Source organism: Saccharomonospora marina XMU15 (assembly GCF_000244955.1).
Taxonomy (GTDB): Bacteria; Actinomycetota; Actinomycetes; order Mycobacteriales; family Pseudonocardiaceae; genus Saccharomonospora_A; species Saccharomonospora_A marina.
Genome location: NZ_CM001439.1, coordinates 678,979 through 702,776 on the forward strand (window position 1 = coordinate 678,979; position 23,798 = coordinate 702,776).

General features: G+C 67.0%; 23 protein-coding genes and 1 tRNA gene. 21 read left to right on the top strand and 3 right to left on the bottom strand.

Going from position 1 to position 23,798, the window contains the following annotated elements; all coding sequences use genetic code 11:
• Positions 1-2 precede the first annotated feature (2 nt).
• Both SACMADRAFT_RS03220 and SACMADRAFT_RS03225 read left to right on the top strand, forming a co-directional pair.
• Complete coding sequence (locus SACMADRAFT_RS03220; RefSeq protein WP_009152344.1) at positions 3-446, top strand: MaoC family dehydratase N-terminal domain-containing protein; 444 nt, start codon at positions 3-5, stop codon at positions 444-446.
• A gap of 4 nt (positions 447-450) precedes the next feature.
• Positions 451-882, top strand: coding sequence for a MaoC family dehydratase (locus SACMADRAFT_RS03225; RefSeq protein WP_009152345.1), 432 nt, complete (start codon positions 451-453; stop codon positions 880-882).
• Here the strand turns inward: SACMADRAFT_RS03225 and SACMADRAFT_RS03230 are convergent.
• Both SACMADRAFT_RS03230 and SACMADRAFT_RS03235 read right to left on the bottom strand, forming a co-directional pair.
• A complete protein-coding gene (locus SACMADRAFT_RS03230) occupies positions 875-1,726 on the bottom strand; it encodes an SGNH/GDSL hydrolase family protein (RefSeq protein WP_009152346.1) in 852 nt (283 codons plus the stop codon). The two genes, SACMADRAFT_RS03225 and SACMADRAFT_RS03230, sit on opposite strands and share 8 nt — an antisense overlap.
• A gap of 127 nt (positions 1,727-1,853) precedes the next feature.
• Positions 1,854-3,086: a pyridoxal phosphate-dependent aminotransferase gene (locus tag SACMADRAFT_RS03235; RefSeq protein WP_009152347.1), complete on the bottom strand. Its 1,233-nt coding sequence runs from the start codon at positions 3,084-3,086 to the stop codon at positions 1,854-1,856.
• Positions 3,087-3,279: 193 nt separating this feature from the next.
• Between SACMADRAFT_RS03235 and SACMADRAFT_RS03240 the strand changes: the two genes are divergently transcribed.
• From SACMADRAFT_RS03240 to rplA, 5 genes are all read left to right on the top strand, one after another.
• Positions 3,280-3,352 (top strand) — tRNA-Trp (locus tag SACMADRAFT_RS03240).
• Between the two features lie 34 nt (positions 3,353-3,386).
• The gene (gene secE / locus SACMADRAFT_RS03245; RefSeq protein WP_009152348.1) at positions 3,387-3,833 is read left to right on the top strand and encodes a preprotein translocase subunit SecE; all 447 of its coding nucleotides are present in this window, start codon (positions 3,387-3,389) and stop codon (positions 3,831-3,833) included.
• A 79-nt stretch (positions 3,834-3,912) separates the two neighbouring features.
• A complete protein-coding gene (gene nusG, locus SACMADRAFT_RS03250) occupies positions 3,913-4,725 on the top strand; it encodes a transcription termination/antitermination protein NusG (RefSeq protein ID WP_009152349.1) in 813 nt (270 codons plus the stop codon).
• A 77-nt stretch (positions 4,726-4,802) separates the two neighbouring features.
• Entirely contained in the window at positions 4,803-5,234 is a 432-nt protein-coding gene (gene rplK / locus SACMADRAFT_RS03255; RefSeq protein ID WP_009152350.1) for a 50S ribosomal protein L11, read from the top strand.
• 83 nt (positions 5,235-5,317) lie between these two features.
• Positions 5,318-6,037: a 50S ribosomal protein L1 gene (rplA, locus tag SACMADRAFT_RS03260; protein WP_009152351.1), complete on the top strand. Its 720-nt coding sequence runs from the start codon at positions 5,318-5,320 to the stop codon at positions 6,035-6,037.
• A gap of 56 nt (positions 6,038-6,093) precedes the next feature.
• On the opposite strand, the gene SACMADRAFT_RS03265 is transcribed toward rplA, so the two are convergent.
• Positions 6,094-6,966 (bottom strand): hypothetical protein, encoded by an 873-nt coding sequence (locus SACMADRAFT_RS03265; RefSeq protein WP_009152352.1) that lies wholly within the window; start codon positions 6,964-6,966, stop codon positions 6,094-6,096.
• Between the two features lie 352 nt (positions 6,967-7,318).
• Between SACMADRAFT_RS03265 and rplJ the strand changes: the two genes are divergently transcribed.
• The 14 genes from rplJ (at position 7,319) to rpoB (ending at position 23,780) form a co-directional block, all read left to right on the top strand.
• Complete coding sequence (rplJ, locus tag SACMADRAFT_RS03270; protein WP_009152353.1) at positions 7,319-7,864, top strand: 50S ribosomal protein L10; 546 nt, start codon at positions 7,319-7,321, stop codon at positions 7,862-7,864.
• 53 nt (positions 7,865-7,917) lie between these two features.
• Entirely contained in the window at positions 7,918-8,310 is a 393-nt protein-coding gene (rplL, locus tag SACMADRAFT_RS03275; RefSeq protein ID WP_009152354.1) for a 50S ribosomal protein L7/L12, read from the top strand.
• A gap of 229 nt (positions 8,311-8,539) precedes the next feature.
• On the top strand, positions 8,540-9,685 hold the full coding sequence (locus tag SACMADRAFT_RS03280; RefSeq protein WP_009152355.1) for an ABC transporter ATP-binding protein: 1,146 nt from the start codon (positions 8,540-8,542) through the stop codon (positions 9,683-9,685).
• A complete protein-coding gene (locus SACMADRAFT_RS03285; RefSeq protein WP_009152356.1) occupies positions 9,682-10,476 on the top strand; it encodes an MlaE family ABC transporter permease in 795 nt (264 codons plus the stop codon). The genes SACMADRAFT_RS03280 and SACMADRAFT_RS03285 overlap by 4 nt, the downstream gene beginning before the upstream one ends.
• Positions 10,477-10,480: 4 nt before the next feature.
• Positions 10,481-11,320 carry an MlaE family ABC transporter permease gene (locus SACMADRAFT_RS03290; RefSeq protein ID WP_009152357.1) on the top strand — a complete coding sequence of 280 codons (840 nt, stop codon included), beginning with the start codon at positions 10,481-10,483 and terminating at the stop codon, positions 11,318-11,320.
• Positions 11,317-12,660, top strand: a complete 1,344-nt coding sequence (locus SACMADRAFT_RS03295) for an MCE family protein (protein ID WP_009152358.1) — start codon at positions 11,317-11,319, stop codon at positions 12,658-12,660. Before SACMADRAFT_RS03290 ends, SACMADRAFT_RS03295 begins: the two co-directional genes overlap by 4 nt.
• Positions 12,657-13,688 (top strand): MCE family protein, encoded by a 1,032-nt coding sequence (locus SACMADRAFT_RS03300; protein ID WP_009152359.1) that lies wholly within the window; start codon positions 12,657-12,659, stop codon positions 13,686-13,688. The genes SACMADRAFT_RS03295 and SACMADRAFT_RS03300 overlap by 4 nt, the downstream gene beginning before the upstream one ends.
• On the top strand, positions 13,685-14,671 hold the full coding sequence (locus SACMADRAFT_RS03305; protein WP_009152360.1) for an MCE family protein: 987 nt from the start codon (positions 13,685-13,687) through the stop codon (positions 14,669-14,671). Before SACMADRAFT_RS03300 ends, SACMADRAFT_RS03305 begins: the two co-directional genes overlap by 4 nt.
• Entirely contained in the window at positions 14,668-15,852 is a 1,185-nt protein-coding gene (locus tag SACMADRAFT_RS03310) for an MCE family protein (protein ID WP_009152361.1), read from the top strand. Before SACMADRAFT_RS03305 ends, SACMADRAFT_RS03310 begins: the two co-directional genes overlap by 4 nt.
• An 11-nt stretch (positions 15,853-15,863) precedes the next feature.
• On the top strand, positions 15,864-17,051 hold the full coding sequence (locus tag SACMADRAFT_RS03315; protein WP_009152362.1) for an MCE family protein: 1,188 nt from the start codon (positions 15,864-15,866) through the stop codon (positions 17,049-17,051).
• Positions 17,051-18,310, top strand: a complete 1,260-nt coding sequence (locus tag SACMADRAFT_RS03320; protein ID WP_009152363.1) for an MCE family protein — start codon at positions 17,051-17,053, stop codon at positions 18,308-18,310. The genes SACMADRAFT_RS03315 and SACMADRAFT_RS03320 overlap by 1 nt, the downstream gene beginning before the upstream one ends.
• Before the next feature lie 36 nt (positions 18,311-18,346).
• The gene (locus SACMADRAFT_RS03325) at positions 18,347-19,024 is read left to right on the top strand and encodes a hypothetical protein (RefSeq protein WP_009152364.1); all 678 of its coding nucleotides are present in this window, start codon (positions 18,347-18,349) and stop codon (positions 19,022-19,024) included.
• A 45-nt stretch (positions 19,025-19,069) separates the two neighbouring features.
• A complete protein-coding gene (locus SACMADRAFT_RS03330; RefSeq protein WP_009152365.1) occupies positions 19,070-19,981 on the top strand; it encodes a nuclear transport factor 2 family protein in 912 nt (303 codons plus the stop codon).
• A gap of 307 nt (positions 19,982-20,288) precedes the next feature.
• Positions 20,289-23,780, top strand: a complete 3,492-nt coding sequence (rpoB, locus tag SACMADRAFT_RS03335; protein ID WP_009152366.1) for a DNA-directed RNA polymerase subunit beta — start codon at positions 20,289-20,291, stop codon at positions 23,778-23,780.
• Positions 23,781-23,798 lie beyond the last annotated feature (18 nt).

Sequence of the window (23,798 nt, forward strand, 5' to 3'; positions counted from 1 at the left end):
GCGTGCCACTGGACCCCTCCTTCATCGGGCGTACCTACCCGCCGACGAGCACCTACGAGGTCAGCCGCGCGAAGATCGCTGAGTTCGCCGATGCCATCGGCGACCCCGCCCCGCTTTACCGAGACCCGGAAGCGGCCAAGGCGGCGGGGTATCCGGACGTGATCGCACCACCCACCTTCCTGACCATCATCAACCTGGCCTCGATCAACGCCATCGTCGCCGACCCGGAACTGGGACTGGACTACTCCCGCATGGTGCACGGCGACCAGCGTTTCACTCACCACCGACCGGTCCGAGCGGGCGACGAGTTGCGGCTGACCACACACATCGTGGACATCTTCACCCGCGCGGGAAACGACTTTCTCAACGTCCGCGCCGACATCAGCACGGTGGCCGACGAGCCGGTCTCCACCACCCACGCCCAACTCGTCGTCCGTGGAGAGTGAGGCAATGGCGGAGCGTGAAGTGATGACCAAGCCGCGGCCCGAAGTCGGCGACGAGTTGCCCGCGTTGAGCGTTCACGTGACGAGGGAACAGCTCGTGCGCTACGCGGGTGCCTCACTCGATTTCAACCCGATCCACTGGAACGAACGTTTCGCCAGGAGCGTCGGGCTACCGGACGTGATCGCGCACGGGATGCTCACGATGGCACTCGGCGGGCGCATGATCACCGATTGGCTCGGCGACCCGGGACGTGTCGTCGAGTACGGCGTTCGCTTCACCCGGCCGGTTGTCGTCGCGGACGACGCAGGCGCACTCGTGGAGTTCACCGGCAAGGTCGGCGAAGTCCGCGACGACGGCACCGCGCGCATCGACATCACCGCCAAGTTCGAAGGTAAGACGGTGCTGGGCAGGGCTCAGGCCGTGGTGCGGATCAACTGAGCTCGCGCAGTACCGCCCTGGCCATCGCACGCTCACCGCGCGCGTTCGGGTGCAGCGGCGCCGCGCCCGTCGTGGAGCGCGGACCCTCGATCCAGCGCGAGTCCGGCGGGGCGCACATCCCGTGGCCCTCGCTCGCCTTCGCCGTGTCGGCGAACTCTGCCCCGTGTTGCCGTGCCTGTTCGGCAAGCACCGTGTTGAGTCGCTGAAGCCCCCGGCGCAGGTAGGCGATGTCCGCTTCGGCGTAGGGGAGTTCGGGCGGGCACGCCGCCGGGTCGGCGGGCAGGATCGTCGGGTAGCCGACCACTACCACCCGCGCGTCGGGGGCCTTGGCGTTGATCCGCTCGAGCACCCGCCCGACAGCTTCGCCTGCGCGTTCGATCCTGGCGGTCAACTCGTCGGTTCCGCCCTCGGTCAGCCGCTGCTTGCACGACCGGCTTCCCTGCTTGGCCGCGCATTCGCCCGCCAGCGCCACCAGACCGACATCGTTGCCCCCGATACCGATCGTGATCAGCGTCGTTTCGGGCCGTACCGCGTTCAACTGCGGCGGATTGGTGCCGTCGCGGGTCGGCTGCGGGCTGGTGATGTCGCGCGTTGTCGCCCCGCTGCAACTGGCGTCGGTGAAGCGTTCGGGGTTCAACTCGGCGGCGACGAGCCGCGGATAGTTGTTCCGCGACCGGTCGCAACCGGGTGGCGAACCGACCTCCTCGCCGGTGCCGGGAGCCGAGGTGTAGGAGTCGCCGAGCGCGACGTAGTGCTGCGGTCGCTGCTGCGTATCCGGTGGCTGTCCACACCCGGTCACGAGCATCAGCACGGCGACGGCGATACCGAGACACTTGCTGCCCATCGGTTTCGTTGTATCAGTCTCGGTTGACGTCGGCGCGGCGGATGGGGTTGTCGGGTGTCCTCGCCACGGGCCCGGCAATGCGAAGAGCCCCGAGGTCATCCGACCCCGGGGCCCACGCGAACAGCCGTCAGCGTGCCTCGGACAGCAGGCTCGCGACCCGGCTCACGCCTTCCACAAGGTCCTCCTCGGCCAGGGCGTAGGAGAAGCGGAAGTAGCCGGGCGTGCCGAACGCCTCACCGGGAACGATCGCGACCTCCACCTCCCGCAGGATGAGGTCGGCCAGCGCCACGGTGTCGGCGGGCCGCTCACCCCGGATCTCCTTGCCGAGCAATGCCTTCACCGAGGGGTAGGCGTAGAACGCGCCACGCGGGGTCGGGCAGTGCACGCCGGGGATCTCCGACAGCATCGAGACGATCTTCTTGCGGCGGACGTCGAACGAGGCGCGCATCCGCTCGACGACGTCGAGTGGGCCTGCCACGGCGGCGAGCGCGGCCCGCTGCGACACGTTTGCGACGTTGCCGCACAGGTGGGACTGGAAACTGGCCGCCGCCTTTATCACGTCCTGCGGTCCGACGATCCAGCCGACGCGCCAGCCGGTCATCGAATACGTCTTCGCGACACCGTTGAGGATCAGCGTCTGGTCGGCGAGTTCGGGCACCACCACCGGCATCGACTCGGCCGTGGCACCGTCGTAGACCAGGTGCTCGTAGATCTCGTCGGTGACGACCCAGATGCCGTGCTCCACGGCCCAGCGGCCGATGGCCTCCACCTGCTCCCTCGGATAGACAGAGCCGGTGGGGTTGGACGGCGAGTTGAAAAGCAGCACCTTCGTCCGTTCGGTGCGTGCCGCCTCCAACTGCTCGACGCCGACCAGGTAGTCGGTCGAGTCGTCGGCGGTGACCTGCACCGGCACGCCACCCGCCAAAGTGATCGACTCCGGGTAGGTCGTCCAGTACGGCGCCAGCAGCAACACCTCGTCGCCCGGGTCGAGCAGCGTGGCGAACGCGGAATAGACGGCCTGCTTGCCGCCGTTGGTGACCAGTACCTGCGAGGCGTCGCACTCGAATCCGGAATCCCGCAGCGTCTTGGCGGCGATGGCCTCGCGCAGTTCGGGCAGCCCCGCCGCGGCGGTGTAGCCGTGGTTGACGCGCTCGTGTACGGCGGCGGCAGCGGCCTCGACGATGTGGTCAGGGGTGGGGAAGTCGGGCTGGCCCGCGCCGAAGCCGATCACCGGTCGTCCTTGCGCCTTGAGGGCCTTGGCCTTCGCGTCGACGGCGAGCGTCGCGGAGGGCGTGATGCCCGCGATACGGGCGGACACGCGGGAACGAGGGCTGGTGGCGGTACTCTCGGACGTGGCCATACCGGCATTTTTTCACGGTCGCGCGAAGGCGCCGATGCCGCCCTCGGCAGCGTCTGTACCGGTAGTACCGGGCGCGGTTGCGAGGCGTCATCGGGCTTGCCGTAGACTGCCGGACTTGGAACGCACGGCACGGGCCCCGCAGCTAATGTGGGGTGGGTGGAGTGCGTCCTGAAGAGCGGGTTCGCTCGCTCGAAGGGGTGTAGCTCAAATGGCAGAGCAGCGGTCTCCAAAACCGCAGGTTGCAGGTTCAAGTCCTGTCACCCCTGCGTTGACGTGTCAGGTGGAGCGGAGGAGTAGCTCGTGAGCGAGGACGGCGAGAAGGACAAGGAAAGGGCAGCCAAGCGCCCTTCCCGTCCGGTCACCGCCGCGGCTCGGCGTGAGCGCCGTGCCTCCGCTGGCACGGGAGAAGGGGCTGGCTCCGGCGCGGGGACCGGAAAGGGCACGGAGGCCAGGACGCGGCCCGCGCCGAAAGGCAAGACTTCGGACAAGGCCGCCAAGCCGCCGGGCAAGGACCGGCCGACGCCGAAGCGCAACCGCAGGGACTCGAAGCGGACGTCGCCGTTCTCGCGTCTGGTGCGGTTCGCGCGCGAGGTATGGGCCGAGCTGCGCAAGGTCATCTGGCCGACACGCAAGCAGATGGTCACCTACACCACCGTGGTGCTGGTTTTCCTGGTCTTCATGGTGGCTCTGGTCGCCGGACTCGACTACGTGTTCCTGAAGGGCATGGACTTCGTATTCGGCGAGTAGGTGGCCGGCACTCCTCGCGGGTGGCGGCGTCAACGCGACGTCCGCGACCACCACACGCGATCAACTGAGAGGACGGAAAGTGACCTCCGAGAACGGCTCAGGAGCCGGTCAGGACCTGACCGGCCTCTCCGACGAGCAGGTGCTCGCGGCCACCGGTGAAGCGGACTCGGAACACACCGAGCCCGCCGAGGCGCCGGCTCCCGCCGCCGAGGACGCGGAGGCCGACACCGCCGACACCGCCGCAGCCGAGGAGCGGGCGGAGGAGACCGAGGAGGACCCGGTCGCCAAGCTCCGTGCGGAGCTGCGGTCATTGCCGGGCGAATGGTACGTCGTGCACTCCTACGCCGGCTACGAGAACAAGGTCAAGAGCAACCTCGAGACCCGAAGGCAGACGCTGGACGTCGAGGACTACATCTACCAGATCGAGGTGCCCACCGAGGAGGTCACCGAGTTCAAGAACGGCCAGCGCAAGCTGGTGCAGCGCAAGGTGCTGCCCGGCTACATCCTGGTCCGCATGGAGCTCAACGACGCCTCCTGGAGCGCGGTGCGCAACACCCCTGGAGTCACCGGTTTCGTCGGTGCGACCTCGCGCCCTTCGCCGCTCAGCATCGAGGAAGTGCTGAAGTTCCTCGCTCCGCAGGTGGAGAAGGCCGCGCCTGCCAAGCCGGGCAAGGGTGAACCCGCCGCGGCCGAGGCGCCCGCCGCGGGCGGCCCAGTCGAGGTGGACTTCGAGGTCGGCGAATCGGTCACCGTGATGGACGGCCCGTTCGCGACGCTGCCCGCGACGATCAGCGAGGTCAATGCGGACGGGCAGAAGCTGAAGGTCCTGGTGTCGATCTTCGGCCGGGAGACACCGGTCGAGTTGTCGTTCAACCAGGTCTCCAAGATCTGACGGTCGCGTAGTCGACCGGAAGGACCTCGGGCCACGGCAGGAGCTCGAGGGCGAGCGACACTGAACAGGAACGAAGAATGCCACCCAAGAAGAAGAAGCTCGCAGCGATCATCAAGCTGCAGATCCAGGCGGGCGCCGCGAACCCGGCTCCGCCGGTTGGCCCCGCGTTGGGCCAGCACGGCGTCAACATCATGGAGTTCTGCAAGGCGTACAACGCGGCGACCGAGTCGCAGCGCGGCAACGTCGTGCCGGTCGAGATCTCCGTGTTCGAGGACCGCTCGTTCGACTTCAAGCTCAAGACCCCACCGGCGGCGAAGCTGCTGCTGAAGGCCGCGGGCGTGGAGAAGGGCAGCGGCGAGCCGCACAAGAGCAAGATCGGCAAAGTCACCTGGGACCAGATCCGCGAGATCGCCGAGACGAAGAAGAGCGACCTCAACGCCAACGACTCGGACCAGGCCGCCAAGATCATCGCTGGTACCGCCCGGTCGATGGGTATCACCATCGAGTGATCTCGCGGCACCCCGCCGCAGGTGGAAGGGCCACGCGCTGACCCGTACCACAACTGATCCACTTCGACTCGTAAGGACAGAGCATGACCAAGCGCAGCAAGGCTTACCGCCAGGCCGCAGAGCTGGTCGACCGCGATCGGCTGTACACGCCGCTCGAGGCCGCCAAGCTCGCCAAGGAGACCTCCAAGATCAAAATGGACGCCACCGTGGAGGTGGCGATGCGGCTCGGCGTCGACCCCCGCAAGGCCGACCAGATGGTCCGCGGCACCGTGAACCTGCCGCACGGAACCGGAAAGACCGTCCGCGTCGTCGTCTTCGCCACCGGTGACAAGGCCGCGGAGGCCGAAGCGGCGGGCGCGGACGCGGTCGGGTCCGACGACTTGATCGAGCGCATCCAGGGTGGCTGGCTCGACTTCGACGCCGCGATCGCGACGCCGGACCAGATGGCGAAGGTGGGGCGGGTCGCCCGAATCCTCGGTCCCCGAGGCCTGATGCCGAACCCGAAGACCGGCACGGTGACGCCTGCGGTCGGCAAGGCCGTCGCCGACATCAAGGGCGGGAAGATCAGCTTCCGCGTCGACAAGCAGGCCAACCTGCACGTCGTGATCGGCAAGACGTCGTTCGAGGTCGAGAAACTCGTGGAGAACTACGCCGCGGTGCTCGACGAGGTGCTGCGGGCCAAGCCCGCCGCCGCGAAGGGCCGTTACCTGAAGAAGGTGACCTTCTCGACGACGATGGGTCCCGGTATCCAGGTCGACCCGGCACGCACGCGCAACCTCCTCAGCGAGGAAGCCGCGGCCTGAACCAGGCTGACCAAAGGGGGCGGTCGTCCTGCTCGGACGGCCGCCCCCCTTTGCTGTCAGTTGCCGGTTGTCGCCGTTGTCGGCTTCGGGCAGGTGGCCGGTCCTGGCTCGTGGCCGGTGATCAGCCACTGGCCGAACTCGACCTGGGTCACGGTGAAGACCCCGAGCGCCGGCCCGCCCTTGACGTCGAAATCGCAGGAGTCGATTCGCAGGCTGCCGGCATTGGCGTCATAACGCCGAGGGTGGATCGACTCGGCGTAGTCGTTGACGTTGGTGACCTCTGCGTGGAGTCCGAGTACCGCTTGCCTGCAGTCCGCGTAGCCGAGGTTGCTCGCGAAGCGCTGCTGGATCTGCCGGTTGTCGTTGTCGAAGCGGCCGCAAGCGTCGGCGATGAGCGGTGTGTTCGTGCGGGGGTCCGTCTGTGCGATGGCGTCGTAGACACTGCGCACCGCCTCGTGCGGCTCCTTCGACAGCAGTTCGTTGGTCTTGTAGGTGCCGCCGCCCATCTTGGCGGCCGACTCGCTGCTGTTGTCGTCGTCCCCGCCGATGAAGTAGTTGTAGGCCCAGGTGAGTGCGATGGCGAGCAGGATGAAGAAGATCAGCCAGCCGAGTAGCTTCTTGCCGAGCCAGCGCAGCCAGCCGGGAACCTTGCTGCCCGTCGGCGGAGGCTGAGGGACGAGATCCTGTGTCCCGGTGGGGAGGAGTGACTGCTGCCCGTGCTGGGTGAGTTCGGTGCCGATCTGTCGCTGTGCTCGCTGCGCCTCCTGGAACCGTAGGAACTGCTGGAACTGCTGGAACTGCTCGAACTGGCGCAGTTGTTCCGGGTCGGGGTGCTGCGGCGCGGCGTCCTGGACAGGCCCCACTTCGGCGCCTGCCTGCGGTTCGGGGTCGTGCCGTCCGTCGGGTCGCTGCTCAGCCACGTGACCCATGATGCCTGCTCGCGCACTCCCCGTGGTGCCGCCGACCGCGTTTCGCGGGCAAACTGTCGTGGGCTCACCGCGGTTTGCCCGCGAAACGCGCTTTGTAGGGGCCTGCGGGGGAGGGGGTTGGTGGTCACGTATGCTGGTTCGCGGTTCTACCGAAGACCGCTGGTCGTCCTCGCGCAGGCGCGCGAGGAACGAAGGTCCCGCAGACGACGGGCGACCCGCGCAGGAGGACGAGGCTTGCACGCGGCCCACGCCGCGTTCTCACGACGCCCCGCGCCTGCTGCGCCGGGGCGTTTCGTCGTATTTGGGGGGTCCGGACCGCCGGCGGTCGCCAACGCCAAGAGAGGAGGCGACCATGGCGAAGCCCGACAAGGTGGCGGCCGTCGCCGAGATCGCGGACCGGTTCCGCAACAGCTCGGCAACGGTTGTCACCGAGTACACCGGCCTCTCCGTCTCACAGCTCAGCGAGCTGCGCCGCGCTCTCGGCAACACCGCCAAGTACCGGGTCGCGAAGAACACCCTCGTCAAGCGTGCCGCCGAGGACGCTGGCATCGAGGGTCTCGACGAGCTCTTCATCGGTCCCACCGCCATCGCCTTCGTGGAGGGCGAGCCGGTCGAGGCCGCGAAGGCACTCAAGAACTTCGCGAAGGACCACAACGCCCTCGTCATCAAGGGCGGCTACATGGACGGCAGGCCGCTCACGGTCGCCGAGATCGAGCGACTCGCCGATCTGGAAAGCCGTGAGGTGCTGCTCGCCAAGGCCGCCGGCGCGATGAAGGCGAAGCTGTCCCAGGCCGCTGCGCTGTTCCAGGCTCCGGCATCCCAGGTCGCGCGCCTGGCTGCCGCCCTGGAGGACAAGCGCAAGTCCGAGGGCGGCGAAGGCGAAGCTGCCGAGAGCTGACATTCAGACACATCAATCCCCGATCCGGGCCCGATCAAGGAAGGAACGCCACCATGGCGAAGCTGAGCACCGACGAACTGCTTGACGCGTTCAAGGAACTGACCCTGCTCGAACTGTCCGAGTTCGTCAAGAAGTTCGAGGAGACCTTCGACGTCACCGCCGCCGCTCCCGCGGCCGTCGTCGCCGCCCCCGGTGGCGCCGGCGAGGGCGCGGCACCCGCCGAGGAGGAGAAGGACGAGTTCGACGTCATCCTCGAGGGCGCGGGCGACAAGAAGATCCAGGTCATCAAGGTCGTTCGTGAGATCGTCTCCGGCCTCGGCCTGAAGGAGGCCAAGGAGATGGTCGAGGGCGCGCCGAAGCCGCTGCTCGAGAAGGTCGACAAGGAGGCCGCGGACGCCGCCAAGGAGAAGCTCGAAGCGGCAGGCGCGAGCGTCTCCGTCAAGTGAGCTGAGCGCCACCCGCGCGATCGCGAGGGCGGGCACCGGGAACGATCATCCCGGTGCCCGCCCTTTTCGTGTGTCACCCACGTGCGTTACCTTGCTCCACGGTCGACGCCGCCTGATGCGGTGTCCGCCATTTTTGAACTGGCGAGTAACCTGTGCGCCCTCAACTCGTTGCATGTGGTTGACGCAGGGCTTCGGGGCATACCGCCGCGAATGAGCTCCGGGAGGTGCGATGGGTGCCGAGGTGGTCATCGAAGGTCTGACCAAATCCTTCGGTAAGCAGGCCATCTGGCGGGATGTCACGTTGACGCTGCCGCCTGGCGAAGTGTCGGTGATGCTCGGTCCTTCGGGTACGGGCAAATCGGTCTTCCTGAAGTCGATGATCGGGCTGTTGAAGCCTGATCGGGGAAAGTGCGTCATCAACGGCGTCGACATCGTGAAATGCTCCGAGCACAAGCTCTACGAGATCCGGAAACTGTTCGGCGTGCTGTTCCAGGACGGCGCGCTGTTCGGTTCCATGAACCTCTACGACAACGTCGCCTTCCCACTTCGTGAGCACACCAAGAAATCCGAGACCGAGATCCGCAAGATCGTTCTCGAGAAGCTCGAAATGACCGGCTTGTCCGGAACCGAAAAGAAGCTACCGGGCGAGATCTCCGGCGGTATGCGCAAGCGGGCAGGTCTGGCTCGTGCCTTGGTGCTCGATCCGGAGATCATCCTGTGTGACGAGCCGGACTCGGGTCTGGACCCGGTGCGCACCGCCTACATCTCGCAGTTGCTGGTCGACCTGAACTCCCAGATCGACGCCACGATCCTCATCGTCACCCACAACATCAACGTGGCGCGGACCGTGCCCGACAACATCGGCATGCTCTACCGCAAGGAGCTGGTGATGTTCGGGCCCCGTGAGGTGTTGCTGACCAGCGACGAGCCCGCCGTCGAGCAGTTCCTCAACGGCAGCAGGCTCGGGCCCATCGGCATGAGCGAGGAGAAGGACTCCGCGCAGATGGCCAGGGAGCAGGCGCACGTCGACGCCGGTCACCACGACGGCTCCACAGAGGACATGCGTGGCATCGTGCCGCAGTTGCAGCCGACGCCCGGGCTGCCCGAACGCAAGGCCGTGCGCCGCCGCAAGGACCGTGTCATGCAGATTCTGCACACCCTGCCGCCCGCGGCGCAGGAGGCCATTCTGAAGTCGCTCACCCCGGAGGACAGGCTGCGCTACGGCGTGCAACCCGGCCACTACGTCGGTGCCCACCGCGGCCAGCTGCCCACAGAGGCGGTCGCGCAGGTGCCTCGCTCCGGCTGGCGAGACCCGCAGCCGATGGTGGACGATCCCACCCGGCAGCGGCCCGGGCACCAGCAGGGACACTCATGACCTCACCGGCCTCGGCGGCCAGGGTCCCCGGCGCTGGCATGTTGCGAGAGACCGGCAAGCTGTTCGCGCTCGGCCTCGACGTCGCGCGGGGGATCTTCCAGCGGCCGTTCCAGTTGCGGGAGTTCATCCAGCAGTCCTGGTTCATAGCCAGCGTCACGATCCTGCCGACGGCACTCGTCGCCATCCCGTTCGGCGCGGTCATCTCGTTGCAGTTCGGTTCGCTTGCCAAGCAACTGGGCGCGCAGTCCTACACCGGCGCAGGCAGCGTGCTGGCCACCGTGCAGCAGGCGAGCCCGCTGGTGACCGCGTTGCTCGTCGCGGGCGCGGGCGGCTCCGCCATCTGTGCCGACATCGGAGCGCGTACGATCCGCGAGGAGATCGACGCCATGGAGGTGCTCGGCGTCTCCGCGGTGCAACGGCTCGTGGTGCCAAGGGTGCTCGCGGCGATGCTCGTCGCCATGCTGCTCAACGGCATGGTCAGCGTGATCGGTGTGCTTGGTGGCTACTTCTTCAACGTGGTGTTGCAGGACGGCACACCCGGCGCCTACCTTGCGAGCTTCTCAGCGCTGGCCCAGCTGCCCGACCTGTGGGTGGGTGAGATCAAGGCCCTCGTCTTCGGCTTCATCGCCGCGGTGGTCGCCGCCTACCGCGGGCTGAACCCTCCGCCGGGGCCCAAGGGGGTCGGCGACGCGGTGAACCAGTCGGTCGTCATCACGTTCCTGCTGCTCTTCGTGGTCAACTTCGTGATCACGCTGATCTACCTCCAGATCGTTCCTGCGAAGTTGGACTAGCACGATGCCCTCCCTTTCACAGCACGCGAAGAAGATCGCCAACCGGCCGCTTGAGGTCCTCGACGACCTCGGCGACCAGATGTCGTTCTACCTGCGCGCCATCGCGTGGGCCCCCAGGACGATCAGGCGCTACACCAAGGAAGTGCTCCGCCTGCTCGCCGAGGTGAGCTTCGGCTCCGGCTCACTGGCCGTCATCGGCGGCACGGTCGGCGTAATGATCGGGCTGACCCTGTTCACCGGTGTGCTGGTGGGTCTACAGGGCTTCTCGGCGCTGAACTCGATCGGAACGTCGGCGTTCACCGGCTTTCTGACGTCGTTCTTCAACACGCGCGAGATCGCGCCGCTGGTCGCCGGGCTGGCGCTTTCGGCCACGGTGGGCGCGGGCTTCACCGCGCAGCTCGGCGCGATGCGGATCTCCGAGGAGATCGACGCGCTCGAGGTCATGGGTGTGCCGAGCCTGCCCTACCTCGTCACCACCCGCATCATCGCAGGCTTCGTCGCGGTGATCCCGCTGTACATCGTCGGCCTGCTCAGCTCCTACCTCGCCTCCCGCACGGTGGTCGTCTACCTGTACGACCAGTCGGCGGGCACCTACGACCACTACTTCGACATGTTCTTGCCGCCTGAGGACGTCTTCTACTCCTTCGTCAAGGTCCTGATCTTCAGTGTGTTGATCATCTTGACGCACTGCTACTACGGTTACCGCGCCAGCGGTGGACCCGCCGGGGTCGGCGTCGCCGTCGGCCGTGCCGTGCGGCTTTCCATCGTCACCGTCGCGATCGTCAACTTCTTCATCGGCTTCGCCATCTGGGGAACCGACACCACCGTGAGGATCGCCGGATGAGCGCCGCACTGGTCACCCTTCGGCGCAGGCTGCTCGGCCTGCTGCTGGTCGCCGTGCTCGTCGGCGGGGTCGCGCTCAGCATCGCCCTGTACAACAAGAGCTTCTCCAAGTTCGTCACGGTCAAGCTCGAGGCCGATTCGATCGGCAACCAGTTGGCGGTCAACTCCGATGTCAAGGTTCGCGGGCTGATCGTCGGCAGCGTCGCCGACATCACGCCAACCCGGACGGGCGCGGTGCTCACCCTGCGACTCGACCCGCAACAGGCCCACCTGGTACCCACCAACGTCACCGCCCGGTTTCTGCCCAAGACGCTGTTCGGCGAGCGTTTCGTTGCGCTGCAGCTACCGGAGGAACCCGCTGCGCAGGCTCTTCGTGACGGTGACGTGATCCCGCAGGACCGCACCAGCAGTGCCGTCGAACTCGAGCAGGCGCTGGAAAGCCTGATGCCGGTGCTGCAATCCGTGCAACCGCAGAAGCTGTCGAGCACGCTGACCGCAATTTCCACGGCGTTGCAGGGCAGGGGCAAACCGCTGGGCGAGACGCTGGCGCAACTGGGCGACTACCTCGGCGAGCTGAACCCGCACTTACCCCGGTTGCAGGAGAACCTGCGCCAGCTCGCGCGGTTCTCCGACAATCTCTCCGATGCCGCGCCGGATCTGGTGCAGGTGCTGGAGAACTTCTCGGTCACCAGCCGCACCGTCGTCGAACAGCAGCACAAGCTGAGCGACCTATACGCCACCCTCGGCACCGCGTCGGCGGATCTGGAGAGTTTCCTCTCCGCCAACGCGGACAACCTGATCAGCCTGGGAGAGACGGCGCGGCCGACGGCCGAGTTGCTCGCAAAGTACGCACCCGAGTACCCGTGCTTCCTCGGGCAGATGAGCGATCTGGTGCCCAGGATCGACAAGGCGTTCGGCAAGGGCACCGACAAGCCCGGTCTGCACGCCACGATCGAGATCACCACCAACCGAGGCCCCTACAAGCCGGGTCAGGACGAACCCGAGTACAACGACAAGCGGGGCCCACGCTGCTACAACATGAAGGAATATCCGCAGCCGTTCCCACAGCATCCGCCGGACGGGCCGCTGCAGGACGGCAGCACCACCCCGCCCGCTGCCCGTACCCAGAGCGAGGGGCTCAACCCGGCCAACAACAACGCCAACGCGGGCGGATACGGCGGCACAACCGCCAGCTCCAACCCCGCCAACAGTGCGGCTGAGCACGCGCTGCTGTCTCACCTCATCGGGCCCGCCGTCGGGCTGAGTCCGTCCGATGTGCCCGGTTGGGGCGCGCTGCTGGTGGGTCCGTTGTACCGGGGAGCGGAGGTGACCGTGCGATGAGAGGAATCGCCGCACCGTTGACGAAGCTGAGCATCTTCGTCGTGGTCACCGTCCTGCTCACCGCGGTGCTGGGGTTGAGCATCGCCAACCTCAACCTGTCGGACACCAAGACCTACACCGCGCGTTTCACCGACGCGACGATGCTGATCGAGGGTGACGACGTGCGCATCGCCGGTGTCCGGGTCGGCCAGGTAGCCGACGTCCGCATCGTCGACCGCAGGCAGGCCGAGGTGGAGTTCGAGGTGGAGCAGGGCCGCAGGCTCCCTGCGGGAGTCACCGCCACGATCAGGTTCCGCAATCTCGTCGGCCAGCGCTACATCGCGCTGGAGCGGGGCACCGGCGAGCCTGGCGGCTACCTCCAGCCCGGGGACAACATCCCCATCGAGCGCACCCGCCCGGCGCTGGACCTGACCGAGTTGTTCAACGGGTTCAAACCGCTGTTCCGGGCACTGTCACCCGAGGACGTGAACAAGCTGTCCTACGAGATCATCCAGGTGTTGCAGGGTGAGGGTGGCACGGTCGAGAGCCTGCTGGCTCACACGGCGTCGCTCACCACGACGATCGCCGAGAAGGACAAGGTCATCGGTGAGGTCATCGACAACCTGAACTCCGTGTTGCAGACCCTCAACGAGCACACGCCGCAACTGTCGGACCTGCTGGCCCGGCTGCAGCAGTTCGTGTCCGGGCTGGCGAGCGACCGGGAACCCATCGGCGATGCCATCGAATCGCTCGGCGAGCTGAGTGACACCACCGCCGGACTGTTGCGGGAAGCCAGGCAACCGCTGAAGCAGGACATCGAGGCACTGGGCACGTTGGTGGGCAACCTCAACGACTCCGAACCGCTCGTCGAACACTTCATCCAGTTCCTGCCGGAGAAGGTCACCAGGATGAGCGCGACCGCCGACTACGGCTCCTGGTTCAACTTCTACCTCTGCGAGGCGAACGGCAACGTGGGAGTGCCCGGCATCCTGAACGAGCCGGTCGGCCTCCCGATCATGCCTGCGAGCAGGGAGCGGTGCCTGTCATGACGAGCTTCTCCAAGCGCAACCCCATTCCTATCGCGGTGGTGGGAATCGTGCTGATGATCCTCGGCACGCTGGCCGCGCTGAACTCCGACGAGCTACCGATCATCGGAGGAGGCACCACCTACCGCGCGCACTTCAGCGAGGCCGCGGGCCTGCAGACCGACGACGAGGTGCGGATCGCTGGGGTCAAGGTCGGCAAGGTGACCGATATCGAGCTCGACGGCGACCGCGTGTTGGTCTCGTTCAAGGTCTCCGATGCCTGGCTGGGTGACCGAACCGCCGCCACCATCAAGATCAAGACGTTGCTCGGGCAGAAGTACCTCGCGCTCGACCCGGTCGGCGACCGGCCACTGGATCCCAGCGACACCATCCCGAGGGAGCGCACCACCGCGCCGTACGACGTGCTCGAGGCGTTCCGAGGGCTTTCGGAGACCGTCGACGAGATCGACACCGACCAGCTCTCCGAGAGCTTCGACGTGCTCTCGCAGACCTTCGCCAACACCCCGGACGACGTGCGGGGCGCGCTCAACGGGCTGTCGCGGCTTTCCGACACCATCGCCACCCGCGACCGGCAGTTGGCGAACCTGCTTGCCAACACCCGGCAGGTCAGCCAGACGCTCGCCGACCGCGACGCGGAACTGCGCAAGCTGATCGAGGACGGCAACTTGCTGCTCGAGGAGCTTTCCGCCCGCGAGCAGGCCATCAGCGCGCTGCTGACAGGCAGCAGGCAACTCGCCGCCGAGCTCCGCGGGCTTGTCGACGACAACAACGAGCAGCTCGAACCCGTCATGGCCAAACTCGACCGGCTCACCAACATGTTGCAGCGCAACCAGGAATCGCTTTCCGAGGGCATCAAGCGGTTCGCGCCGTTCATCCGGCTGTTCAATAACGTCCTCGGCAGCGGCCGCTGGTTCGACAACTACATCTGCGGGATGCTGCTGCCCTCGGTGGGGCCGCTGAACGAAGAGGGGTGTAACGCACGATGACCGACACCCGCTTCGGAAGGCAGCTCACGCGCGGAATCGCCATCGCGTGCGTGCTGGGGCTCGTCGTCGCGGGCGCGCTGTGGTGGACGCTCAAGGACGCTGGGCGCAAGCACGCCGTCGCCTACTTCCCCGCCGCGATCGGGCTCTACGTGGGCAACAGTGTGCGCGTTCTCGGCGTGGAGATGGGTGAGGTAACCGGTATCCAACCGCTCGGTGACCGGGTCAGGGTGGAGCTGACCTACGACCGTGACGTCGCGATCCCGGCCGACGCACAGGCCGCGATCGTGGCCCCCTCACTGGTCTCCGACCGCTACGTGCAACTCGCACCCGCCCACACCGGTGGGCCGCAGCTGGAGGACGGGGCCGTCATCCCGATGGATCGCACGGCCGTGCCACTGGAGATCGACGAGCTCAGTGACAGCCTCAGCCGGGTTTCGGAGTCGTTGGGGCCCAACGGAGCCAACGCCGACGGCTCGCTTTCCGATCTGCTCAACACGCTGTCGGACAACATGGAGGGCAACGGCACCCAGCTCAACGACACGATCACCAAGTTGGGCCAGGCCGCGCGCAGCCTCTCCGGCAACTCCGGCGACCTGTTCGCGACGGTGGACAACCTCGCCGAGTTGTCGACCACGCTCGCCGAGAGCGACGACGAGGTTCGCCGGTTCGAGTCACAGCTGGCCGAGGTCAGCTCCTTCCTGTCGGGGGAGCGGGAGAACCTGGCGGCGACAGTTCGTGAACTCGGCACCACGCTTCGGGCCGTGCGCGGCTTCATCGAGGACAACCACGGCAGAGTACGATCCAATGTGGACAAGTTGGCGGGGATCACCAGGGTGCTCGTCGACCAGCGTGCCGCACTCGCGGAGACACTCGACATCGCACCGCTGGCGCTGAGCAACCTGGCCAACACCTACAACGCGGCCTCGGGAACGCTTGACGCGCGGGCGAACCTCAACGAGCTGACCCAACCGCCCGTCGTGATGATCTGCAACTTCCTCAAGCAGACGCCGGAAGAGCTCGACGCGCTCGGCGAGCTGTGTGGGCAACTGGCGCCGGTGCTCGACGGGGCGCTGCCACTGCCCTCGCTGGCACAGTCGGTCAATGCCCTGAACAACGGCGAGCTGCCCGACCTGCCGCTGCCGGTGCTCGGCCAGCTCAACGCCTCCGGGGGTGGCCAGTGAACCGCAGCCGAATGACAGTCACCGCCTTCGTGTGCGCGGGCCTGCTGGTTGGGGGATGTTCCGTCCCCGGCTTCTCCGGCATCTACGACGTTCCGTTGCCAGGCGGTGCCGACGTGGGTGACGACCCCTACACGGTCAAGGTGCAGTTCCGCGATGTGCTGGACCTGGTGCCGCAGGCGGGCGTGCGGGTCAACGAGGTACCCGTCGGCAGGGTCGAGAACGTCGGTCTCGCGGCGGACGGCTGGACCGCCGAGGTCACCGTGCTGGTCAACGGTGACGTCGAGCTCCCCGCCAACGCGATCGCGAACCTGCGCCAGTCGAGCCTGCTCGGCGAGAAGTACGTCGAGCTGACCGCGCCACCCGAGGCCGCTTCACAGGCCCAGCTCAGCGACGGCGACGTGATTCCGGTGGCGCGCACCAACCGCAGCGTCGAGGTGGAGGAGGTGCTCGGCGCGCTGTCGATGCTGCTCAACGGCGGCGGCGTCGAGCAGTTGAACACCATCACCAAGGAGCTGAACAACGCCTTCGAGGGCAACGAGGCCGACGTCAAGGCACTGCTGCGCAACACCGATGAGCTCGTCACCGCACTCGACGAGCAGTCGGCCGACATCACCCGCGCGCTGGACGGGTTGAACCGGCTTTCCTCGACACTGAACGGCCAGCGTGACCAGATCGTGGGTGCCATCGACGACCTCGGTCCGGGGCTTCGGGTGCTCGAGCAGCAGCGCGGGCAGCTGGTCACGATGTTGCGGGCGTTGGACGAGCTTTCCGGGGTCGCGGTGGAGACGGTCAACGCAGGCCAGGAGGATCTGGTCGCCAACCTGGAGGCGTTGCTGCCGACACTGCGCAAGCTCGGCGAGGCCGGGTCCGATCTGCCGAGGGCGCTGGAGCTGATGCTGACCTACCCGTTCAGCGACGCGGCGGTGGAGGGCGCCAAGGGCGACTACTTCAACCTCTACGCCGACATCGACCTCAACCTGCAGGAGATCCTCGCCAACCTCAGCCGCAGCAGACAGAACCCGCTGCAGGACGTGCCGATTCTCGGCGATCTCACCGGCGGGCAGGACGGCTCCGGCGACGGCCCGCCGCCGCTGCCGCTGCCGGGCGAGGAAGGCGACAACACCGGCGACGACCAGCGCCAGGGCGAGTCGACGGGCCTTGGCGGGCTCTTCGACCTCTTCTCCGGAGGTGCCGGCTGATGCTGTTGCGCAGGACGAAAATCCAGTTGGTGGCCTTCCTGGTCATCTCGGTGCTGGCGATCGCGTACGCGCTGGTGCGATTCACCGACGTGGAGAAGACCTTCGGCACCGGCGGCTACACGGTGCGGCTGCAGTTGGCGGAGTCGGGAGGCATCTTCACCGGCGCCGAGGTGACCTACCGCGGCTACAACATCGGCAAGGTCGGCAGGCTCAGCCTGACCGAGACGGGGCTGCAGGCCGAACTCGACATCGAGGGCGACGCGCCGAACGTGCCCAGCGACCTGCATGCCGTGGTCGCGAACCGGTCGGCGGTCGGCGAGCAGTACGTCGATCTGCGCCCGGTGACCGATCGTGGGCCGTTCCTGCGGGACGGTTCGGTGATACCGGTGGAGCGCGCCAGCACGCCTGTGCCCACCGAAAAGGTGATCGCCGACCTCGACAGTCTGGCCGCATCCGTGCCCACGGACGCGCTACGGACGGTCGTCGACGAGTCCTACGACGCCTTCCGTGGCACCGGCGACGATCTGCAGGTGCTGATGGACACCACTCGCGAGTTCACCGAAGTCGCGCAGCGGCACCTGCCGCAGACGGTGCAGCTGCTCGACGCGGGCACGACGGTGTTGACGACGCAGAACGAGATGGCGTCCTCGATGCGCTCGTTCAGCAGGGACCTCAAGGACCTTTCGCGGACACTGCGCGACTCCGACGGTCAGCTGCGCGAGTTGATCGACATCACGCCGAAGGTGTCCAGGCAGGTGAGCAAGGTACTGGCCGAGTCGGGCCCCGGCCTTTCCACGCTTGTCGCCAACCTGCTGACCACATCCAACGTGATGGTCACCCGGCTCGACGGGTTGGAGCAGGCGTTCGTGACCTACCCGGTCGTCGCGACAGGGGCGTACACGGTGACCCCCGGCGACGGCACCGCGCACCTCGGCCTGGCGCTGAACCTGTTCAACCCACCGACCTGCACCAAGGGCTACCTGCCACCGGAGCAGTACCGTCCAGGCAGCGAAACAGCGCCGAGGCAACCCAAACAGGACGCGTACTGCGCCGAACCGCCAGGCAGCCCGATCGCGGTGCGCGGTTCGCAGAACGCGCCTTACCACGGCGTCCCGCAGCAGCCGAGCGAGCAGCAGGTGGAGGCCAACTCCCACCGTGACGAGGAGGAGCTGGCCTCGTTGCGTGGCTTGCCCGGCATCGCGGGTGGTCCTGGACTCAACATCACGAGCTTGCCGCAGCTGGTCGGGCTGCCTGGCTGACAGCCACATCACACCGCATACCTACTCTGGAGCGCTATGAGTTCGGACGAGCAGCGGCGGACGCGGGCGGATGCGTCCGCCGACGCCGAGGAGACCGCCGACGCCACCGATACCGGTGCTGACCAGGTCGCCGACGCGGAACCAGAGGTGGAGGGCGGTGCCGAGGAGCGGGCTGGACGGTCGAGCGCCGGGCCGCCGGGGTGGCTCGTTCCAGCCAGCGCCGCGTTCGCCCTGGCCGCCTTCGTGGTGGCGGCGGTGTTCGCAGTCATGTGGTGGGTCGCCTCGGGCAGCGACGATGCCGAGGTCGCGGGCGCGAGGGAGGACGTCGTGCGCGCGGCGGGCAACGCCGTCACCGCGTTGACCGAGCTGGACTACGAAAACCCCGACGCCTACTTCGAGCGGCAGAAGACGCTCGCCACGGACGAGTTGCGCAAGACGATCGAGCAGTCGGAGAAGAGCTACCGCGACGCCATCGCCAAGGCCAAGACGAAGGTCGTCTCGACGGTTCAGGACGTCGCCGTGGAAGAGCTCAACGTGCACGAGGGCAAGGCGAGCGCGCTGGCAACGGTGAGTCTCGACGTCACGCAGGGCGACAAGCAGAGCACCAAAGCGCTGCGGCTGGAGCTGCAGCTCACCCGCGTCGACGAGAACGGCGAGCAGGTATGGAAGCTGGCCAACATGGGTGAGGTGCCGGTGGTCGGAACCGGGCAGTGAGTCGCTCGTTCAGCAAACCAACGCGTTAGCAGTCAGGAGTCAGTCGTGCCATCACCCCGCCGCCGACTCGACGGCGCACCGACACCGGCGCGCCGTCCCCGTGTCGCCGGTCTGCGCAGGCCGGAGGCCCCCGAAGGGCGGCACGAAACCGAGCAGGCCGAGGCCACGAAGGAACAGCAGTCCGCACAGGCGGGCACGGAGCGTGGGACCGCAGGCTCGCAGCGTGACGGCGAGCGATCCCGGCCGAGCCCGCGCCGCAAGACCAGGGACGGTGGCAGGACCAAGCCCGCCGCGGAGGAGGAAGTGTCCACCGCGGACGTCGGCGACGACCCGGTGGCCCCTGCCCGGCAGGACGGTGAGTCTTCGAAGCGACCGCAGCGCCGGTTCGGCTACGCCGCGGTGGCCGTGTTGCTGGTGATCGGACTGGTGTTCTCCGGCCTGGCCGTGCTGTTCAAGTTCCGGCACAGCGAGGTCGCCTCGGCCACCGACAACACCGCGCTGGTGGATGTGGCGACGACGGCGCAGGTCAAGCAGGCGATGAGCGAGGCGGCCGAGTCGCTGTTCTCGGTGGACTTCAACGACGTGGGCAAGACCCAGCGTGCCGCCGACAGGCTGCTGGTCAACGACGAGGTCAAGCGCAAGTACGACGCGCTGATGGGCCAGGTGCGCGAGATCGCGCCGAAGCAGAAGATGGTCGTCACCGTCAAGGCTACCCGAAGCGCGGTGGTGCAACTCGACGGTGACCGCGCGAAGGTCATGGTGTACATCGACCAGACGGCGACGCGGACGGACACCAACCAGACCTCCGCGGGTGGTGCCGCGATGTGGCTGACGGCCGAGCGTCGCGACGGTGAGTGGAAGGTCGTCAACATGGACACCTACGGCGGTGACCAAGCGGCTCCGAGCCAGCAGCCCGCACCGTCGTCGCAGGCAGGGCAGCCCAACGGCGGTAACTGACACTGCGCCAACCGGCGGGTAACCCCGCCTGGGCGCTTGACTCAGCGTCTTCAGGGGTTCACGCTTACAGGCAACGGCACGCCTTGCGGGAGGCGAGCCAGGAGACAGGCCGTCGAGGCTGGGCACCCATCGGGTAGGCCCCCTCGACAAGCGGCGTCTTCCGGGCTAGACTGCTTCTTTGCGCTGCCCACTTTCAGGCTGCCCTCATGCGGTAGCTAGTATGGTCGGCAACACCGCACCTTGACAGTACGCGTTGGTAGTTGCTAACGCGGCTGCTCAACCAGCTATGTCCCCGGAAGGACGCATCTTGGCAGTCTCTCCCGCGAACCAGGCCACTGCTGCGACCAACTCGATTCGAAAGTCAACGGGTATTCCAGGAGCACCGAAGCGGGTCTCTTTCGGGAAGATCCGCGAGCCGCTCGGCACTCCCAACCTGCTTGACGTGCAGATCCGGTCCTTCGAATGGTTCACCGGCTCGGAGGCGTGGTACGAGCGCGCCGTCAACGAGGGCGAGGAGAACCCGGTCGGCGGCCTCGAGGAAGTCCTCAACGAGATCTCCCCGATCGAAGACTTTTCCGGCTCGATGTCCCTGTCCTTCTCCGATCCGCGCTTCGACGAGGTGAAGGCCTCCGTCGAGGAGTGCAAGGACAAGGACATGACGTACGCGGCGCCGCTGTTCGTGACCGCCGAGTTCGTCAACAACAACACCGGTGAGATCAAGAGCCAGACGGTCTTCATGGGCGACTTCCCCGTGATGACCGACAAGGGCACGTTCATCATCAACGGCACCGAGCGCGTCGTGGTGTCGCAGATCGTCCGTTCGCCGGGCGTGTACTTCGACCAGACCGTGGACAAGACCACGGACAAGGACGTCTTCAGCGTCAAGATCATTCCCAGTCGCGGTGCGTGGCTGGAGTTCGACGTCGACAAGCGCGACACCGTCGGGGTCCGGATCGACCGCAAGCGCAGGCAGCCGGTCACCGTGCTGCTGAAGGCGCTCGGCTGGACCACCGAAGCCATCCGGGAGCGGTTCTCCTTCTCCGAGACGCTGCTCGCGACGCTGGAGAAGGACCACACCGCGGGTACCGACGAGGCGCTGCTCGACATCTACCGCAAGCTGCGTCCCGGCGAGCCTCCCACGAAGGAGAGCGCGCAGACGCTGCTGGAGAACCTCTTCTTCAAGGAGAAGCGCTACGACCTCGCCAAGGTCGGCCGGTACAAGATCAACAAGAAGCTGGGGCTCGACCTGCCCTACGAAACCGGCACGCTCACCGAAGAGGACATCGTTACCACCATCGAGTACCTCGTCCGGCTGCACGCGGGCGAGGAGACGATGCGGGTCGGGGAGAACGAGGTCCCGGTCGAGACCGACGACATCGACCACTTCGGCAACCGCAGGCTGCGCACCGTTGGCGAGTTGATCCAGAACCAGATCCGCGTCGGCCTCTCCCGCATGGAGCGCGTGGTCCGCGAGCGCATGACCACGCAGGACGTGGAGGCGATCACGCCGCAAACGCTGATCAACATCCGTCCGGTCGTGGCAGCGATCAAGGAGTTCTTCGGAACCTCCCAGCTGTCGCAGTTCATGGACCAGAACAACCCGCTTTCGGGGCTGACACACAAGCGCCGCCTGAACGCGCTGGGTCCTGGCGGTCTGTCCCGTGAGCGCGCGGGCATGGATGTCCGGGACGTGCACCCCAGCCACTACGGCCGGATGTGCCCGATCGAGACACCGGAAGGCCCGAACATCGGCCTCATCGGGTCGCTGTGCTCCTACGGGCGGGTCAACCCGTTCGGCTTCATCGAGACGCCGTACCGCAAGGTCGTCGAGGGCAGGGTCACCGACCAGATCGACTACCTGACCGCCGACGAGGAGGACCGCTTCGTCAAGGCGCAGGCCAACGCGCCGCTCACGGCGGAGGGGTACTTCGCCGAGGACATGGTGCTCGGCAGGCGAAAGGGTGGCGAGGTCGAGCTCATCGACCCGCTGGAGATCGACTACATGGACGTGTCGCCGCGCCAGATGGTGTCGGTGGCCACGGCGATGATCCCGTTCCTCGAGCACGACGACGCCAACCGCGCGCTGATGGGTGCCAACATGCAGCGCCAGGCGGTTCCGCTGCTGCGTAACGAGGCCCCGCTGGTCGGTACCGGCGTGGAGCTCACCGCGGCCGTCGATGCCGGTGACGTGCTGGTGGCCGAGCAGGCGGGCGTCGTCGAGGAGCTGTCCGCCGACATGATCACGATCATGCACGACGACGGCACCAGGAAGAGCTACGGGCTCTACAAGTTCCGCCGCACCAACGCGGGTACCTGCTTCAACCACCGGCCGGTCGTGTCGGAGGGAGATCGGGTCGAGCAGGGCCAGGTCATCGCGGACGGTCCGTCGACCGACGACGGTGAGATGGCGCTCGGCAAGAACCTGCTCGTCGCGGTGATGCCGTGGGAGGGCCACAACTACGAGGACGCCATCGTCATCTCGCAGCGGCTGGTCCAGGACGACGTGCTCACCTCGATCCACATCGAGGAACACGAGATCGACGCGCGTGACACCAAGCTGGGTGCCGAGGAGATCACCAGGGACATTCCCAACGTCTCCGAAGACGTGCTCGCCGACCTCGACGAGCGGGGCATCATCCGGATCGGCGCCGAGGTGCGCGACGGCGACATCCTGGTCGGGAAGGTCACGCCGAAGGGCGAGACGGAGCTGACCCCGGAGGAGCGGCTGCTCCGCGCGATCTTCGGTGAGAAGGCCCGCGAGGTTCGCGACACCTCGCTGAAGGTGCCGCACGGCGAGACCGGCAAGGTCATCGGCATCCGGGTGTTCTCCAGGGAGGACGACGACGAGCTGCCGCCCGGCGTCAACGAGCTGGTCCGCGTCTACGTCGCGAAGAAGAGCAAGATCCAGGACGGCGACAAGCTCGCGGGCAGGCACGGCAACAAGGGCGTCATCGGCAAGATCCTGCCGGTGGAGGACATGCCGTTCCTCGAGGACGGCACCCCGGTGGACATCGTGCTGAACACCCATGGCGTGCCGCGAAGGATGAACATCGGGCAGATCCTCGAACTCCACCTCGGGTGGTTGGCCTCCCAGGGCTGGAAGGTCGAGGGCAACCCGGAGTGGGCCGCGAACCTCGCCGACGAGCTGCGCGACGTCGAGCCGGGCACCAACACCGCGACACCGGTGTTCGACGGTGCCAAGGAGGAGGAGCTCATGGGGCTGCTCGCCTGCACCAAGCCCAATCGCGACGGCGACCGGCTGGTGCAGTCGGACGGCAAGGCGACCCTGCTCGACGGCAGGACCGGCGAACCGTTCCCGTACCCGGTGGCGGTCGGCTACATGTACATCCTGAAGCTGCACCACATGGTGGACGACAAGATCCACGCGCGTTCCACCGGGCCGTACTCCATGATCACCCAGCAGCCGCTCGGCGGTAAGGCCCAGTTCGGTGGCCAGCGCTTCGGTGAGATGGAGTGCTGGGCGATGCAGGCCTACGGCGCGGCGTACACGCTGCAGGAACTGCTCACCATCAAGTCCGACGACGTGCTCGGCCGGGTGAAGGTCTACGAGGCCATCGTCAAGGGCGAGAACATGCCTTCGCCGGGCATCCCGGAGTCGTTCAAGGTGCTGCTCAAGGAACTGCAGTCGCTGTGCCTGAACGTCGAGGTGCTCTCCAGCGACGGAGCCGCGATCGAGATGCGCGACTCCGACGACGAGGACCTCGAGCGTGCCGCCGCCAACCTCGGCATCAACCTGTCCCGTAACGAGTCGCCCTCGGTGGACGACGTCGTGCAATGACCCAGCCGCCTGGCGGGG